At 69.9% G+C, this 15,093-nt stretch carries 14 protein-coding genes; 4 read left to right on the top strand and 10 right to left on the bottom strand.

Annotated elements, in window-relative coordinates:
* Positions 1-9: 9 nt before the first annotated feature.
* The 8 genes from mltG to ACH4G3_RS33600 all read right to left on the bottom strand — a co-directional run bounded on the left by mltG (position 10) and on the right by ACH4G3_RS33600 (position 9,025).
* On the bottom strand, positions 10-1,758 hold the full coding sequence (mltG, locus tag ACH4G3_RS33635; RefSeq protein WP_397628024.1) for an endolytic transglycosylase MltG: 1,749 nt from the start codon (positions 1,756-1,758) through the stop codon (positions 10-12).
* Between the two features lie 121 nt (positions 1,759-1,879).
* Positions 1,880-2,344 (bottom strand): Holliday junction resolvase RuvX, encoded by a 465-nt coding sequence (gene ruvX, locus ACH4G3_RS33630; RefSeq protein WP_397628023.1) that lies wholly within the window; start codon positions 2,342-2,344, stop codon positions 1,880-1,882.
* Between the two features lie 16 nt (positions 2,345-2,360).
* Positions 2,361-5,033, bottom strand: coding sequence for an alanine--tRNA ligase (alaS, locus tag ACH4G3_RS33625; protein WP_397628022.1), 2,673 nt, complete (start codon positions 5,031-5,033; stop codon positions 2,361-2,363).
* The gene (locus ACH4G3_RS33620; RefSeq protein WP_397628021.1) at positions 5,033-5,404 is read right to left on the bottom strand and encodes a hypothetical protein; all 372 of its coding nucleotides are present in this window, start codon (positions 5,402-5,404) and stop codon (positions 5,033-5,035) included. The genes alaS and ACH4G3_RS33620 overlap by 1 nt, the downstream gene beginning before the upstream one ends.
* A gap of 9 nt (positions 5,405-5,413) precedes the next feature.
* Positions 5,414-5,854, bottom strand: coding sequence for a DUF948 domain-containing protein (locus tag ACH4G3_RS33615; RefSeq protein ID WP_040904142.1), 441 nt, complete (start codon positions 5,852-5,854; stop codon positions 5,414-5,416).
* A 177-nt stretch (positions 5,855-6,031) separates the two neighbouring features.
* Positions 6,032-6,646, bottom strand: coding sequence for a 30S ribosomal protein S4 (rpsD, locus tag ACH4G3_RS33610; protein WP_010046470.1), 615 nt, complete (start codon positions 6,644-6,646; stop codon positions 6,032-6,034).
* A gap of 310 nt (positions 6,647-6,956) precedes the next feature.
* Complete coding sequence (locus tag ACH4G3_RS33605) at positions 6,957-8,312, bottom strand: replication-associated recombination protein A (RefSeq protein ID WP_397628020.1); 1,356 nt, start codon at positions 8,310-8,312, stop codon at positions 6,957-6,959.
* A 56-nt stretch (positions 8,313-8,368) separates the two neighbouring features.
* Positions 8,369-9,025, bottom strand: coding sequence for a vitamin K epoxide reductase family protein (locus tag ACH4G3_RS33600; RefSeq protein WP_397628019.1), 657 nt, complete (start codon positions 9,023-9,025; stop codon positions 8,369-8,371).
* A 142-nt stretch (positions 9,026-9,167) separates the two neighbouring features.
* Here ACH4G3_RS33600 and ACH4G3_RS33595 point away from each other — a divergent pair, with 142 nt between their 5' ends.
* From ACH4G3_RS33595 to ACH4G3_RS33580, 4 genes are read left to right on the top strand one after another with little or no spacing between them, the layout of a single operon-like run.
* Positions 9,168-10,040 (top strand): ABC transporter ATP-binding protein, encoded by an 873-nt coding sequence (locus tag ACH4G3_RS33595; RefSeq protein WP_397628018.1) that lies wholly within the window; start codon positions 9,168-9,170, stop codon positions 10,038-10,040.
* Positions 10,037-10,882 (top strand): ABC transporter permease, encoded by an 846-nt coding sequence (locus ACH4G3_RS33590; RefSeq protein WP_397628017.1) that lies wholly within the window; start codon positions 10,037-10,039, stop codon positions 10,880-10,882. The genes ACH4G3_RS33595 and ACH4G3_RS33590 overlap by 4 nt, the downstream gene beginning before the upstream one ends.
* Positions 10,879-12,066 (top strand): sensor histidine kinase, encoded by a 1,188-nt coding sequence (locus tag ACH4G3_RS33585; protein WP_397628016.1) that lies wholly within the window; start codon positions 10,879-10,881, stop codon positions 12,064-12,066. The genes ACH4G3_RS33590 and ACH4G3_RS33585 overlap by 4 nt, the downstream gene beginning before the upstream one ends.
* Positions 12,063-12,689, top strand: a complete 627-nt coding sequence (locus tag ACH4G3_RS33580) for a response regulator (protein WP_397628015.1) — start codon at positions 12,063-12,065, stop codon at positions 12,687-12,689. Before ACH4G3_RS33585 ends, ACH4G3_RS33580 begins: the two co-directional genes overlap by 4 nt.
* A 276-nt stretch (positions 12,690-12,965) precedes the next feature.
* On the opposite strand, the gene hisS is transcribed toward ACH4G3_RS33580, so the two are convergent.
* Entirely contained in the window at positions 12,966-14,228 is a 1,263-nt protein-coding gene (hisS, locus tag ACH4G3_RS33575) for a histidine--tRNA ligase (protein WP_020272905.1), read from the bottom strand.
* An 11-nt stretch (positions 14,229-14,239) separates the two neighbouring features.
* Entirely contained in the window at positions 14,240-14,956 is a 717-nt protein-coding gene (locus tag ACH4G3_RS33570) for an MBL fold metallo-hydrolase (protein WP_397628014.1), read from the bottom strand.
* Positions 14,957-15,093 lie beyond the last annotated feature (137 nt).

Here is a 15,093-nt window from a genome sequence, read left to right as displayed (position 1 = left end):
GTTCCGCGATCAGTTGTTCCGCGAGGCGTTGAACTTGTCGACCAGCTTCTGGTGCTCTGCGTTGGTCTTGGTGAACTCGCTGGTCTTGCCGTCCAGCGAGATGAAGTAGTACCAGCCGTCCTTCGTCGGGTTGAGGGCGCCCTTGAGCGCCGCCTCGCCCGGGTTGTCGATCGGTCCGGGCGGCAGGCCCTTGTGGAAGTACGTGTTGTACGGGTTGTCGTAGTTCCGCAGCTCGCTCAGACTCAGATCGATCTTGCTCTGGTTCTTGATGTAGTTGTAGGTGGAGTCGAACTCCAGCATGCCGTTGGTCTGCGGATTCCCCGGCTTCATGCGGTTGTAGACCACCTCGGCCATCTTGCGGAAGTCGTCGTGGCTCGTGCCCTCGGCCTGGGCCAGGCTCGCGACGGTGATCAGCTGCCAGGGGTCTTCGAGTCCGAGGCTCCGGGCCTTCTTCTCCACGCCGAGCTTCTCGTACGTCTGGGTGGCCCGGGTCACCATGTCCTTCAGCACGTCCTCGGGCTTCTCGCCCTTGGCGATGCCGTAGCTGGAGGGGTAGAGGAACCCTTCCAGCGGGTCCTTGACGTTCTGATGGCCGAGCGCCCAGTCGGGCAGGCCGAGCTTCTTCCAGTCCTTCTTGGCGACCGCGGCGGTGGTGCCGTCCTTGACCTCGAGGCGCTTGTCGATGAGCCGGTAGATGTCGGCGTTGCGCTTGCCCTCGGCGATGATCAGGTTGTCGCGGCTCTCCGGGCTGAGCATCAGTTCGACCGCACTGTCGGCCGACATTTGCTTTTGCAGCGTGTACACGCCGTCCTGGATGCTCTTGCCCTGCGGGTTGCTCTCCTGCGCGGCCACGAACGCGTCGACGCTCTTGACGACCCCTGCGCTCTTCAGCACCTGGCCGATCTTGTAGCCGAGCGCTCCCTCGGGGATCTCGACGGTCACCTCCTGCCCGTTGCCGTCGCCCGCGTAGTCCGGGGCGTCGCCGAAACGATCCTGGAAGAACTGGTAGCCGAAGTAGCTGACGCCCGCCAGGCCGCCGCCGAGGACCAGGACGACCACCAGGCAGGCCATCCCGCTGCGGCGCTTCTTGGGCTTGCCGCCGCGTCCGCGCTGGTCGTCGCGCCGGCGGCGGTCGCCCGGCTCGTCGGCGTCGTCATCGTCGTCACCGCCCGCGAAGAAGGCGTGCTCACCCTGGTCGGGGCCGGGGTCCCAGTCGGTCTCCGGCTCGGGCTCGGCCCGCCGCCGGCCGGGCGGCTCCGGCGGCGGATACGCGTCGGGCGTGCCGTAGTAGTCGGACTGGCCCTGGCCGTACGCACCGGTTTGCTGACCGTACGGGTCGGCGGGGTCCCCGGGATACGAGACCTGCTGGTGCCCGCCGGTGGCCCAGCCGCCGTTGTCGTACTGCTGCTGGTGGTAGGCCGGGTCCTGCTGGTAACCCTGGTCCTGCTGATACCCCGGGTCGTGCTGGTTCCCCTGGTGCCCCTGCCCCGGGTACTGCTGATGCCCGTGGCCCTGTGCCGCGTACTGCTGCTGGTCGTACTGGTACTGCTGCTGCGCCTGACCGTATCCGGGCTGTTCGCCGGTGCCCCAGTCGCCGTACTGCGGCTGCTGCGGCTGCTCTGGATAGTGCTGCGGCTGGCCGCCGTAGGGGGAATGCTGACCCTGGTGGGCCTGCTCTCCTCCCCATCCGCCGTCCCCGTACAACGGGTCCTCCGGATGCCACGGTTCGGAGCCTTGGCCCCGGCCATACTCAGTCATCGATCCCCTAGAGCCGCGAGGCGGCGGTCACGCGGCTTCCGGCTCGGCTCCCGTCCCGCCTCTTGCTGTGCGGCGGCTGTTCGAACGCCGCCGCATCGCGCGGAACGTTACCGTATCGCGATCAGATGACCACTTCGACGCTTTCTCCGGGTGCTTCACCTGACACCCGTTCGGATTCAAGGGCCTGCTGCAGGATGATCACCGCCGCCGCCTGGTCGATGACGGACCTTCCCTTCTTGGACTTCACGCCCGAAGCGCGCAGTCCCTGACTGGCCGTCACCGTCGTCATGCGTTCGTCCATGAGTCTGACCGGAACCGGGGAGATCATGCGCGCCAGTTCCTGTGCGAAGCCCCGGACCTTGACCGCCGCTGGGCCCTCGCCGCCCTTGAGGGAGCGCGGCAGACCGACGACGACCTCGATGGGCTCGTACTCCTCGACGAGCTGCTTCAACCGCCGCTGAGCTGCGGGGATGTCGCGCCCCGGGACCGTCTCCACCGGGGTGGCGAGGATCCCGTCGGGGTCGCACGAGGCGACCCCGATACGGGCGTCCCCGACGTCGATCGCGAGTCGACGTCCTCTGCGCATCTTCCAGACCCGTTTCTTACTTGGCCGTCTCGGTGACCAGGCGCTCGACGGCGTCGACGGCGTCGCCGATCGCGGCCGGGTTCTGGCCGCCGCCCTGGGCGACGTCCGGCTTGCCGCCGCCACCGCCGCCGAGGGTCTTGGCAGCCGTACGGACCAGGTCACCGGCCTTCAGGCCGCGCTCGCGGGCGGCCTCGTTGGTGGCGATGACCGTCAGCGGCTTGCCGTTCGCCACCGTGAACAGGGCGACCACGGCGGCCCGGCCGCCCTGGATGCGTCCGCGCACGTCGAGCACGAGCTTGCGCAGGTCGTCGGCGGTGGTGCCGTCGGGGACCTGACCGGTCACGACAGCAATGCCACGGATGTCCTTGGCGGACTCGGCGAGGCCGGCGGCGGCCTGCAGGACCTTCTCGGCGCGGAACTTCTCGATCTCCTTCTCGGCGTCCTTCAGCTTGCCGAGCATGGCGGAGACCTTCTCCGGGAGCTCCTCCGGGCGACCCTTGATCAGCTCCTGGAGCTGGGCGACGACCGTGTGCTCACGGGCGAGGAAGTTGTAGGCGTCCACGCCGACGAGGGCCTCGATACGGCGCACACCGGAGCCGATGGACGACTCGCCCAGCAGCTTCACCAGACCCAGCTGCGCGGTGTTGTGCACGTGCGTGCCGCCGCACAGCTCCTTGGAGAAGTCGCCGATGGTGACCACGCGCACGCGCTCGCCGTACTTCTCGCCGAACTCGGCGATGGCGCCCTGCTTCTTGGCCTCGTCGATGCCCATGACATCGGCGCGCACGTCCAGGTCGCGGGCGAGCACCTCGTTGATCTTCTGCTCGACGTCGGTCATCACGGCCGTCGGAACGGCGGACGGGGAACCGAAGTCGAAGCGGAAGCGGCCCGGCTGGTTCTCGGAACCGGCCTGGGCGGCCGTCGGGCCGAGGGCGTCGCGCAGGGCCTGGTGGGTCAGGTGCGTGGCCGAGTGGGCGCGGGCGATGGCCTTGCGGCGGCGGTCGTCGATGGCGGAGTGGGCCCTGGCGCCGACGGTGACCTCGCCGACCTGGACGACGCCCTTGTGGACGTAGACACCCGGGACCGGCTTCTGGCAGTCGCGGACCTCGATGACGGCACCGGAGTCGGTCTTGATCTTGCCGGTGTCGCCGATCTGGCCGCCGCCCTCGGCGTAGAACGGAGTGCGGTCGAGGACGATCTCGACCTCGTCGCCCTCGGTGGCGGCCGGGGAGGAGACCCCGTCGACCAGGATGCCGACGACCGTGGACTCGCCCTCGGTGTCGGTGTAGCCGATGAAGTCGGTGGCGCCGGCCCGGTCGGCGATCTCGCGGTAGGCGCCCATGTCGGCGTGGCCGGTCTTCTTGGACTGGGCGTCGGCCTTGGCGCGCTCCCGCTGCTCCTTCATCAGGCGGCGGAAGCCCTCCTCGTCCACGGACAGCCCCTGCTCGGCGGCCATCTCCAGGGTGAGGTCGATCGGGAAGCCCCAGGTGTCGTGGAGCAGGAAGGCCTTGTCGCCGGGCAGGACGGTGGAACCGGCGGCCTTGGTGTCGGTGACGGCCGTGTCGAGGATGTTGGTGCCGGCCTTCAGCGTCTTGAGGAAGGCGTTCTCCTCGGCGAGGGCGACCTTCTCGATGCGCTCGCGGTCGGTGATGAGCTCGGGGTACTGCTGGCCCATCATGCCGATGACGACGTCGATCAGGTCCTTGACGACCGGGCCGGTGGCGCCGAGCAGGCGCATGTTGCGGATGGCGCGGCGCATGATGCGGCGCAGCACGTAGCCGCGGCCCTCGTTGCCGGGGGTGACGCCGTCGCCGATGAGCATGGTGGCGGTGCGCATGTGGTCGGTGACCACGCGCAGGGACACGTCCGAGGCGTGGGCGTCGCCGTAGCGGACGCCGGTCAGCTCGGTGGCCTTGGCGATGACGGCCATCGAGGTGTCGATCTCGTACATGTTCTGCACGCCCTGCAGAATCATGGCGAGGCGCTCGAGGCCGAGGCCGGTGTCGATGTTCTTGCTGGGCAGGTCGCCGAGGATCTCGAAGTTGTCCTTGCCGGTGCCCTCGCCCCGCTCGTACTGCATGAAGACGAGGTTCCAGATCTCCACGTACCGCTCGTCGTTGACGGCGGGGCCGCCCTCGGCGCCGAACTCGGGGCCGCGGTCGTAGTTGATCTCGGAGCAGGGGCCGCACGGGCCGGGGACGCCCATGGACCAGTAGTTGTCCTTCATGCCGAGGCGCTGGATGCGCTCCTTCGGCACGCCGACGACCTCGTGCCAGATGCGCTCGGCCTCGTCGTCGTCCTTGTAGACGGTGATCCACAGGCGCTCGGGGTCGAGGCCGTAACCGCCCTTGTCCTGGGGGCTGGTGAGCAGCTCCCAGGCGAGCTTGATGGCGCCTTCCTTGAAGTAGTCACCGAAGGAGAAGTTGCCGCACATCTGGAAGAACGTGCCGTGCCGCGTGGTCTTGCCGACCTCTTCGATGTCCGGCGTGCGCACGCACTTCTGCACGCTGGTGGCACGGGCGAAGGGCGGCTTGACCTCACCCAGGAAGTAGGGCTTGAAGGGCACCATGCCGGCCGGGACGAGGAGCAGAGTCGGGTCGTCCGCGATGAGCGACGCCGAAGGGACGACGGTGTGACCGCGCTCCTCGAAGAAGCTCAACCAGCGGCGGCGAATCTCAGCCGACTCCATCAGTGGTCCTCATTCCGGTTGTACGAATTCTTCTTGTACGTGTACGACGTCCTGTCGATGACGTACGTCTTCGGCTCTGTGCGGTTCTCGATGGCGGCGTACCGCCTGGGTGCGGGGAGTTCGGGGTCGACGGGGGCGTTGAGCCCGAGCGCGTCGCCCAGTTCGGCCTCCCGCTGGGCCATGTTGTCCCGGACGTCGAGCGCGAAGTCGACCGCGCGGTCCTTGAGCCGGTGGCCGGCCTCGAGCGCCTTGTTCCCCGCGGTTCTGGCGAGGCTCTCGGGCGTCAGCTGCTTCAGCTTCCGGTTGACCTTGGTGGTGGCCCACACTCCGGCGGCGACGCCGGTGGTGAACCAGAACGTACGGCGGAACATCGCTGGCTCTCAGTCCCTCTTCCCTCGGGCGCTGCGCCGAGAGACCGTGCGGCCCACGATCACGGTACGCCTCGACGCCTTGCCGGGCACGTCCTCCTTGCGGCCGCCGAGGGCCCGGCGCACGCCGTAGCCGAAGGCTGCGACCTTGACCAGGGGGCCACCGAAGGTGGAGGCGACGGTGGTCGACAGCGCGGAGGCGTTCGACGTGACCTCCTGGACGTCGGAGGCGATCGAGTCGACCCGGTCGATCTGGGTCTGCGCGGAGCGCACCGCCGCGGAGGCGTCGGCCAGCAGCGGGACGGCCTGATCGGTCACGTCCGCCACGAGCTTGGTGGTCGCCCTGAGCGTCTGGGCCAGCCTCGCCAGCGCGACGGCGAGGAAGGAGACCAGGATCGCCCAGAAGACGGCCACCAGGATTCCGGCCACCTCGCCACCGGACACTGTGTGCACCCGCTCCCTGAAAACGTGCCTGAACATCGAAAAAGTCGTGCGACGAGCCTATCGCGCCGGGGATGCGGCTCCGTACCGGATTACCGTCCGGGGACGGCGGATTCGCGAAAGCCCGCCGCCTCGCCCGCCCGGAGGGGCGGGGAGACGACGGGCTGGGTACCGCGTGCCTGCCGTGGATCAGCGGGCGTAGTACTCGACGACGAGCTGCTCGTCGCAGATCACCGGGATCTCCTTGCGGTTCGGCTCGCGGTCCAGGCGGAACGCCAGGGCCTTGAGGTTCACCTGGAGGTAGCGCGGGGTCTCGCCGTCGGGGGCGAAGCCACCCTCACGGGCGATCGTGAAGAGCGTCTTCTCCTTGGAGCGCTCGCGGACCTGCACCACGTCGTCCGGGCGGACACGGAAGGAGGGCTTGTCGACCTTCTTGCCGTTGACCGCGATGTGGCCGTGGACGACCATCTGGCGGGCCTGGTAGATCGTGCGGGCGATGCCCGAACGCAGAACCAGGGCGTCGAGACGGCGCTCCAGCTCGATGATCAGGGCCTCACCGGTCTTGCCCTGGACCTTGGAGGCACGCTCGTAGGCGCGGACGAGCTGGCGCTCGGACACGTCGTACTGCGCGCGCAGGCGCTGCTTCTCGAGCAGACGGACCTTGTAGTCCGAGTTCTGCTTGCGGCCACGGCCGTGCTCGCCGGGCGGGTACGGACGGGCCTCGAAGTACTTGACGGCCTTCGGGGTGAGCGCGATGCCGAGGGCACGCGACTTCTTGACCTTGGGGCGGGACTGGTTCGCCACTGTTTCTCGTTTCCTAGTGTCGGCTTGTCAGGGTTGTGGGAGGTCGCATCCGCAGCCGGGGAAACCCTCCTCGTCCTTGCGGACGGGGTGGGCAGCCGCTCCCCTGGTCTGGGCACATACGTGCAGCACGCGAGTGGCCCACCGACCGCTCCCGTCGTGCGACGGGTGGTGGTGGGCTGCCCGCGACACCGTTCGACGGTGCGCGACGCTCCTGGAGCCGGTCCCGGGGACTGTGCCCCTGACTGGCTCCGGCCGACTGTCCCGTTCTGACTGCACGGGACGCGGCACTCCGAACGAGTTTACAGGGTGCTCAGGACCGCTTTCGACCGAGGTTCTTCCGGGTCCACTCGACCGCGTCCGCGTAGCGGGCCTCCGCGCCGTGCCGGGTCGGCTCGTAGTACTCGCGGTCCTTCAGGGCGTCCGGGGCGTACTGCTGGGCGGCGATGCCCTCGGGCAGGTCGTGCGGGTAGACGTAGCCCTGGCCGTGGCCGAGCTTGGTGGCGCCCTTGTAGTGGCTGTCGCGCAGGTGCGCGGGCACGGGCCCGGCCAGTCCCTTGCGTACGTCCTCCAGGGCGGCGCCGATCGCCGTGGTCGCGGCGTTGGACTTGGGCGCCAGGGCGAGGGCGATGGTGGCGTGGCTGAGCGTGAGGGCGGCCTCCGGGAAGCCGATCATGGCGACGGCCTGGGCGGCGGCGACCGCGATGGGCAGCGCGTTCGGGTCGGCGAGGCCGATGTCCTCGCTGGCAGAGATCATCAGGCGCCGGGCGATGAAGCGGGGGTCCTCGCCGGCCTCGATCATCCGGGCCAGGTAGTGCAGGGCGGCGTCGACGTCGGAGCCGCGGATGGACTTGATCAGGGCGCTGGCCACGTCGTAGTGCTGGTCGCCGTCGCGGTCGTACTTCACGGCCGCCCGGTCGACCGTCTCCTCCAGGGTGGTCAGGCCGATCTCCGTCTCGCCCTTGTCGAGGGCGGCTCCGGCGGCGGCCTCCAGGGCGGTCAGTGCGCGGCGGGCGTCGCCGCCGGCGATGCGCAGGAGGTGGCTCTCGGTCTCCTCGGGCAGGGCGACGGCGCCCTTGAGACCGCGCTCGTCGGTCAGGGCCCGCTGGACGAGGCCCTTGATGTCGTCGTCCGTGAGCGGTTCGAGGGTGAGCAGCAGGGAGCGGGACAGCAGGGGGGAGATCACCGAGAAGTACGGGTTCTCCGTCGTCGCCGCGATCAGTGTCACCCAGCGGTTCTCGACGGCAGGGAGGAGGGAGTCCTGCTGGGCCTTGCTGAAGCGGTGGATCTCGTCGAGGAAGAGGACGGTCTCCTTGCCGAATCCGCCGGAGGCGCGGCGGGCGCCGTCGATGACCGCGCGGACCTCCTTGACGCCCGCGGTGATCGCCGAGAGTTCGACGAAGCGGGCGTTGGTGGCCTTGGAGACGACGTACGCCAGGGTGGTCTTGCCGGTGCCGGGCGGGCCCCAGAGGATCACCGAGGAGGGGCCTGCCGGGCCGGAGGCGCCCTCGCCGACCAGTCTGCGCAGGGGCGAGCCCGGCTTCAGCAGATGCCGCTGGCCCACGACCTCGTCGAGGGTGCGCGGGCGCATCCGCACCGCCAGGGGGCTGCTGGACGGCTCCTTCTCCTGGCGTTCTTCTGCTGCGGCGGTGAACAGGTCGGGCTCCACGCCAGAAACCCTAAATCACGGCACTGACAATGCCGCCGGGCCCCGGTGCTCCCGGCTCAGCTCATCCAGAAGTCCCACCAGCGGGTCAGGATCAGCATGCCGATGATGCCGATGTGCAGCACGGGCATGACCCAGGTGAACTCGCCGAAGAAGCTCTTGAGCCAGGGCGGGGCGGGCAGGAAGCCCGTGCGGATGTTGAACGACGTCACGTACCAGAACATGAGGATCGTCGCGACCCAGGCCAGGGAGCACCACAGGCACAGGGCGTTGATCCGGTACAGGGACTGGAACATCAGCCAGGCGCAGAAGACGACGCCGAACAGGCAGCCGGCGTTGAAGGTGAGCCAGTACCAGCGCGGGAAGCGGGCACGGGCGAGCAGGCTCACGCCGACACCGATCACGATGCCGTAGCAGACGAGGCCGAGCATCGGGTTCGGGAAACCGAAGACCGCGGCCTGCTTGCTCTCCATGACGCTGCCGCAGGAGACGACGGGGTTGAGGCTGCACCCGGGGGTGAACGTCTTGCCCTCGACCTTGGCCTCGAGGAGCTTGAACTTGTCGATCGTGATGACCCACGAGGCGAGCAGTCCGGCCGCGCCGGTGATCACCAGCAGCAGGGCGAGGGCCCGGCTGCCGCCCTCGGTGCGGGGCGCGACCTCGGCGCGCTCCGACTCGGGCTCCATGGAGACGTCCTTGACTGTCGTCTTGCTCATCCCGCCGATTCCGTCACTTGAGACCCGGACTGCTTCGGTCAGGGCCATTCTGCCGCACGAGGGCCTGTGTCCACCGTTCAGTGGACATAAGCGTGTCCACAAGGTCGTCCCTGAGGGCTGCGTTCCGGCCGACGCTCGTCGCATGAGAGCACACAGGTACGACCTCGCCGTGCGGGTGCGGGGGCTGCGCAAGCGGTACGGGGACGTGACCGCCGTCGACGGCATCGATCTGGGCATCCGCCGGGGCGAGGTGTTCGGCCTGCTCGGGCCCAACGGCGCGGGCAAGAGCACCACGGTGGAGATCCTCCAGGGCAACCGGGACCGGGACGCGGGCGAGGTGTCCGTGCTCGGGTCGGACCCGGCGACCGGCACGCGCGCGTGGCGGTCACGTGTCGGAATCGTCTGGCAGGACGAATCGGCGCCCGCGGAGTTGACGGTCCGGGAGACGGTGCGGCACTTCGCCGGCTACTACCCCCGGCCGCGGAACCCGGAGGAGGTCATCGGCCTGGTCGGTCTGGAGGCGAAGGCGGACAGCCGGATCAAGACGCTGTCGGGGGGCCAGCGCCGGCGTCTGGACGTGGCGCTCGGCGTGATCGGCGGTCCGGACCTGCTGCTTCTGGACGAGCCGACGACCGGGTTCGATCCGGCGGCCCGGCGGCAGTTCTGGTCGCTGATCCGCACCCTGGCCGACGAGGGCACGACCATCCTGCTGACCACGCACTACCTGGAGGAGGCGGAGGCGCTCGCGCACCGGCTGGCCGTCGTCGCGAAGGGCCGGATCGTCGCCGAGGGCGACCCCGGGGCGCTGCGGGAACGGTACGGCACCGAGGTCCTCGTCGAGTGGACCGAGCCGGACGGCACCCCGCGCAGGGAGCGCACGGGCACGCCGACCAGGACGATCGCCGGGCTCATGCACCGCTTCGACGGGGAGATCCCGGGGCTGGCGGTGAGCCGGCCCACGCTGGAGGACGTCTACCTCCGGCTGACCGGACAGCGGCAGGAGGACGCGCGATGACCACGACCGCCGTACGGGAGCGCGGTGCGGTCGGCGCCGGGGGGCTGCCGGGTGCCTGGGGGCTGGGGCTGCGGCGGGGTGGCCTGGAGATCAGGCAGTTCTTCCGGCAGCGCGACCAGGTGGTGTTCACGTTCGCCTTCCCGGTCGTCTTCCTGTTCCTGTTCGCGTCGATCTTCCGGGACGACGTGGCGGGCGCGGGCATCACCGCCTCGCAGCTCTACGTCCCGGCGATGATGGCCGCCGGGATCATGTCGACGAGTTTCCAGGCGCTCGGCATCTCGATCGCCGTGGAGCGGGAGGAGAAGGTGCTGCGCCGGCTGCGCGGCACACCGATGCCGCCGACGGCATACTTCCTCGGCAAGATCTGGCTCGTTCTGTTCACCGGTCTGCTGGAGACGGTGATCCTGCTCCTCGTCGGCACGACCGTGTACGACGTGGACCTGCCGTCCGACGCGGGCCGCTGGTTCGGCCTGGCGTGGATCTTCGTGCTCGGCATCACGGCCTGCGCCCTGCTCGGCATCGCGATCAGCTCGGTGCCGAGCTCCGCGAACAGCGCGAGTTCCGTGGTCGTGCTGCCCTTCCTGGTGCTCCAGTTCATCTCCGGGGTGTACATCGCCATCGGCACCATCCCGGACTGGATGCTGACCATCGGTGCGCTGTTCCCGCTGAAGTGGATGTGCCAAGGGCTGCGCGGGGTGTTCCTGCCGGAGTCGGCGCAGGTGCTGGAGCAGGCGGGGAGCTGGGAGATGGGACGCGTGGCCCTGGTGCTCGCCGCGTGGTGCGTCGGAGGATTGGTGCTGTGCCTGCTGACGTTCCGTTGGAAGGACCGGCGCGAGGGATGAGCGATGCCGCGAGCGCCTACCACTGGGAGCGCTCGTTCCGGCTCTGGGACACGTACTTCGCGCTGGTGTGGACGGCCACCATGGCCTATGTGCTCGCCGCGGAGTCTCCTGGCGTGCCGGTGCGCGCGGTGGCGGTGGCGCTGCTGGTCCCGCTGGTCCCGCTGTACGTGCTGGCCGGGCGCCGGCTGATCCAGGGGGATCCGCCCGACCAGCGGCAGGCGATCGCCTATCTGGCAGCGGCGCTGGGGCTGTTCCTGCCTCCGGCGGTCCTCGTCGGCGAGACGCGGGTGCTGACCTTCGCGCTGATCCCGCAGTGCTTCATGACACTGCGGTTGCGGTCGGCTCTGGTGGCGGTGGCCGTGATCAACCTGGTGCCCGTGGCGGGCTGGGCGCTGCTGTGGCGCCCGGATGCCCGGGACGTGGTCTTCAACGCGTTGTTCTGCCTGGTCACCCTGGTGTTCTCGGTGGCGCTCGGTATCTGGACCATCCGGATCATCGAGCAGAGCCAGGAGCGGGCCGAGCTGATCGCGGAACTGGACGCGAGCCGGCACGAGATCGGCCGGCTGTCCGAGGCCCACGGGGCGCTGGCCGAGCGGGAGCGGCTGGCCCGGGAGATCCACGACACGCTGGCGCAGGGGTTCACCAGTCTGGTGATGCTGATCCAGGCGGTCGAGGCGGAGCTGGACCACGACCTGCCCGAGGCGCGGCGGCACCTTCGGCTGATGGACGAGACGGCCCGGCAGAACCTCGCCGAGGCCCGGGCCCTGGTCGCCGGGGGCGCGCCCGCCGACCTGGACGGCGCGTCCCTGCCGGATGCGCTGGGGCGGCTCGCCGCGCGCCATGACGCGGCGCTGGAGGTGACCGGCCCGGTGCGCACGCTGCCCGCGGGCCCCGAGGTGGTCGCGCTGCGCGCCTGCCAGGAGGCGTTGGCCAACGCCCGTAAGCACGCGGGGAGTTCGGTGCCGGTGCGCGTGTCGCTGGCGTACGCCGACAACTCCCTGACGGTGTCGGTGCGGGACGACGGCAGCGGCTTCGACCCCTCTGCCGCCTGCGGCGGGTACGGTCTCGCGGGACTGCGGGCCCGGGCCGTGGAAGTGGGCGGAACCGCCGAGGTGCACAGCGCGCCGGGTGACGGCACGGTCGTGACCGTCCGGCTGCCGGTCGTGAGGAGGGAGACGCCGTGATCCGGATCGTCCTGGCCGACGACCATCCCGTCGTACGGGAAGGGCTGCGGGCGATGCTCAGTGCGGAGTCCGACCTTGAGGTCGTCGCCGACGCGTCCAGCGGGCCGCAGGCGGAGGCGCTGGCGGCTCAGTTGCGGCCCGACATCGTGCTGATGGATCTGCGGATGCCGGGTGGCGGGGGCGTGGACTCCATCGCGCGGATGACGCGGGCCGGGCTGCCGTGCCGGGTGGTCGTGCTGACGACGTACGAGACGGACCGGGACATTCTGCGGGCGGTGGAGGCAGGGGCGGCGGGTTATCTGCTGAAGGATCTGCCGCGTGCGGAACTCGCGGACGCCGTGCGGGCGGCGGCACGCGGCGAGACGGTCCTGGCCCCGTCCGTCGCGGCCCGGCTGGTGGACCAGCTGCGGACGAAGCCGGAGCGGCCACGGCTGTCGGAACGCGAGACGGCCGTGCTGCGGCTGGTGGCCGAGGGCTGCACGAACGCGGAGATCGGGCGTCGGTTGTTCATCGGGGAGTCGACGGTGAAGACGTATCTGCTGCGCGTCTTCGGCAAGTTGGGGGTGGACGACCGGACGGCGGCGGTGACGAGCGCGCTGCGGCACGGGCTGCTGGAGCAGTGACGAGGCGCCGGGCACCTCGGCAGGTGTCCGGCGCCTTCGCTCCTGGTCTGCTGCTAGGGCCTGTCGTTTGGATCACGCCGCAGACGCGGGGTCTGGCACGCGCATCTGCCGCGTTGTCGTCGGTTGCCGACTCCCCCACGCTCGGCTTCGCTCGCGCGGGCGGTGCCCCCATCGCGTCGACGCCCTCCTCCGCCTTGCAGCTGCACGCACCAGACCCCGCTCACCGGCGCTGAACAGCACGGTCGCTTTCCTGCGACCTGATCCAAACGACAGGCCCTAGCCGAGCCGCGCTTCCAGTTCCGCCACGATCTCGTTCACCCCGACCGCCGTCTGCTCGCCCGACTCCATGTCCTTGAGCTGGACGACGCCCTCGGCGAGGTCGCGTTCGCCGGCGACGATCGTGTAGCGGGCGCCGCTGCGGTTGGCGTTCTTCATCGCGCCCTTGAGGCCCTTGCCGCCGTAGGAGAAGTCGGCCGCGATGCCGTTCTTGCGCATCTCCGTGACCTTGGCGAACAGGACCCGGCGGGCCTCCTCGCCGAGCGGGACGGCGAACACACTGGTGGTCGCGGGGAGTTCGAGCTCGACGCCCTCCGCCTCCAGCGCCAGGACCGTGCGGTCGACGCCGAGAGCCCAGCCGACGGACGGCAGCGCGGGGCCGCCGATCATCTCCGACAGGCCGTCGTAGCGTCCGCCGCCGCCGACGGCGGACTGGGAGCCGAGGCCGTCGTGGACGAACTCGAACGTCGTGCGGGTGTAGTAGTCCAGGCCGCGCACCAGCTTCGGGTCGTCCTCGAAGGCGACGCCCGCCGCCGTGATCAGCTCGCGGACCTCCTCGTGGTACGCCTTGCAGGCGTCACAGAGGTAGTCGCGCAGCAGCGGCGCGTCCCCAAGCTGCTTCTGGACCGACTCGCGCTTGTCGTCGAGGACGCGCAGCGGGTTGATCTCCGCCCGGCGCAGGGTGTCCTCGTCCAGGTCCAGGCCGCGCAGGAAGTCCTGGAGCGCCGTCCGGTACACCGGGCGGCACTCCTTGTCGCCCAGGCTGTTGAGCAGGATCCGGAAGTTGCTCAGGCCCAGCGAGCGGTACGCCTGGTCGGCCAGGATGATCAGCTCGGCGTCCAGCGCCGGGTCCTCGGCACCGATCGCCTCGGCACCGACCTGGGAGAAGTGGCGGTAACGGCCCTTCTGGGGGCGCTCGTAGCGGTAGTACGAGCCGGAGTACCAGAGCTTGACCGGGAGGTTGCCCGCCTTGTGCAGGTTGGCCTCCAGAGCGGCACGGAGGACGGAGGCCGTGCCTTCGGGGCGCAGGGCCAGTCTGTCGCCGCCCTTCGTCTCGAAGGCGTACATCTCCTTCGTCACGATGTCCGTCGATTCGCCGACGCCGCGCGCGAAGAGTTCGACGTTCTCGAAGCCCGGCGTCTCGATGTAGCCGTAGCCGGAGTTGCGCAGCGGTGCGGCGATCGCCTCGCGGACCGCCAGGAACGTCGCGGAGTCCGGCGGGATCAGGTCGTACGTGCCCTTGGGGGCCTTGAAGGTGCTCACGGAAGGTCTCGTCACATTCCTCGTCGGGGAGCCTCGGCAGCGCCGTGCCCTTGGCGGTCTGCCGCCACCTGCCGCAGATACGGATTGGTGGCGCGCTCCTGGCCGATGGTCGTCTGGGGGCCGTGGCCGGACAGCACCACGGTCGAGTCGTCGAGCGGCAGGCACACGCGGGCCAGCGAGTCGAGCATCTCGGCCATGTCACCGCCGGGCAGGTCGGTGCGTCCGATGGAGCCGGCGAACAGCAGGTCGCCCGAGAACAGGATCGGCGGGATGTCCGCCGCCTCGGGCATGCCGAAGGTCACCGACCCCTTGGTATGGCCGGGCGCGTGCGCGACGGACAGCTCCAGGCCCGCCAGCTCCAGCTTCGCCCCGTCGGCCAGCTCCTTGACGTCGTCGGGCTCCCCCACGGTCAGCTCGCCCAGGAGCGGCATCCCGATGGAACGGCCTATTCCCTTCTCGGGGTCGCTCATCATGTACCGGTCGTCGGGGTGGATCCAGGCCGGCACGTCGTGCGCGCCGCACACCGGGACGACCGAGGCCACGTGGTCGATGTGGCCGTGGGTGAGGACGACGGCGACGGGCTTGAGCCGATGCTTCCTGATCGCTTCCTCGACGCCGTCGGCGGCCTGATGGCCGGGGTCGATGATCACGCACTCCTCACCGGCGGCGGGGGCGACGAGGTAGCAGTTCGTCCCCCAGGCCCCGGCGGGGAACCCGGCAATGAGCACGATCGTCCTTCGTTGTGTCGATACGGGCGGCTGCGGCTGCTGTCAGAGCCTACCGGCGCTGCCGATTCCTCAGCGAACCCATATACGGTACGGGGCACACGCAGGCGGTCGGCGCACAGGCCCCACGCGTACCGGTC

Source organism: Streptomyces afghaniensis (assembly GCF_044327915.1).
Lineage (GTDB): Bacteria > Actinomycetota > Actinomycetes > Streptomycetales > Streptomycetaceae > Streptomyces > Streptomyces afghaniensis.
This window is presented reverse-complemented; position numbering and strand designations above follow the sequence as displayed.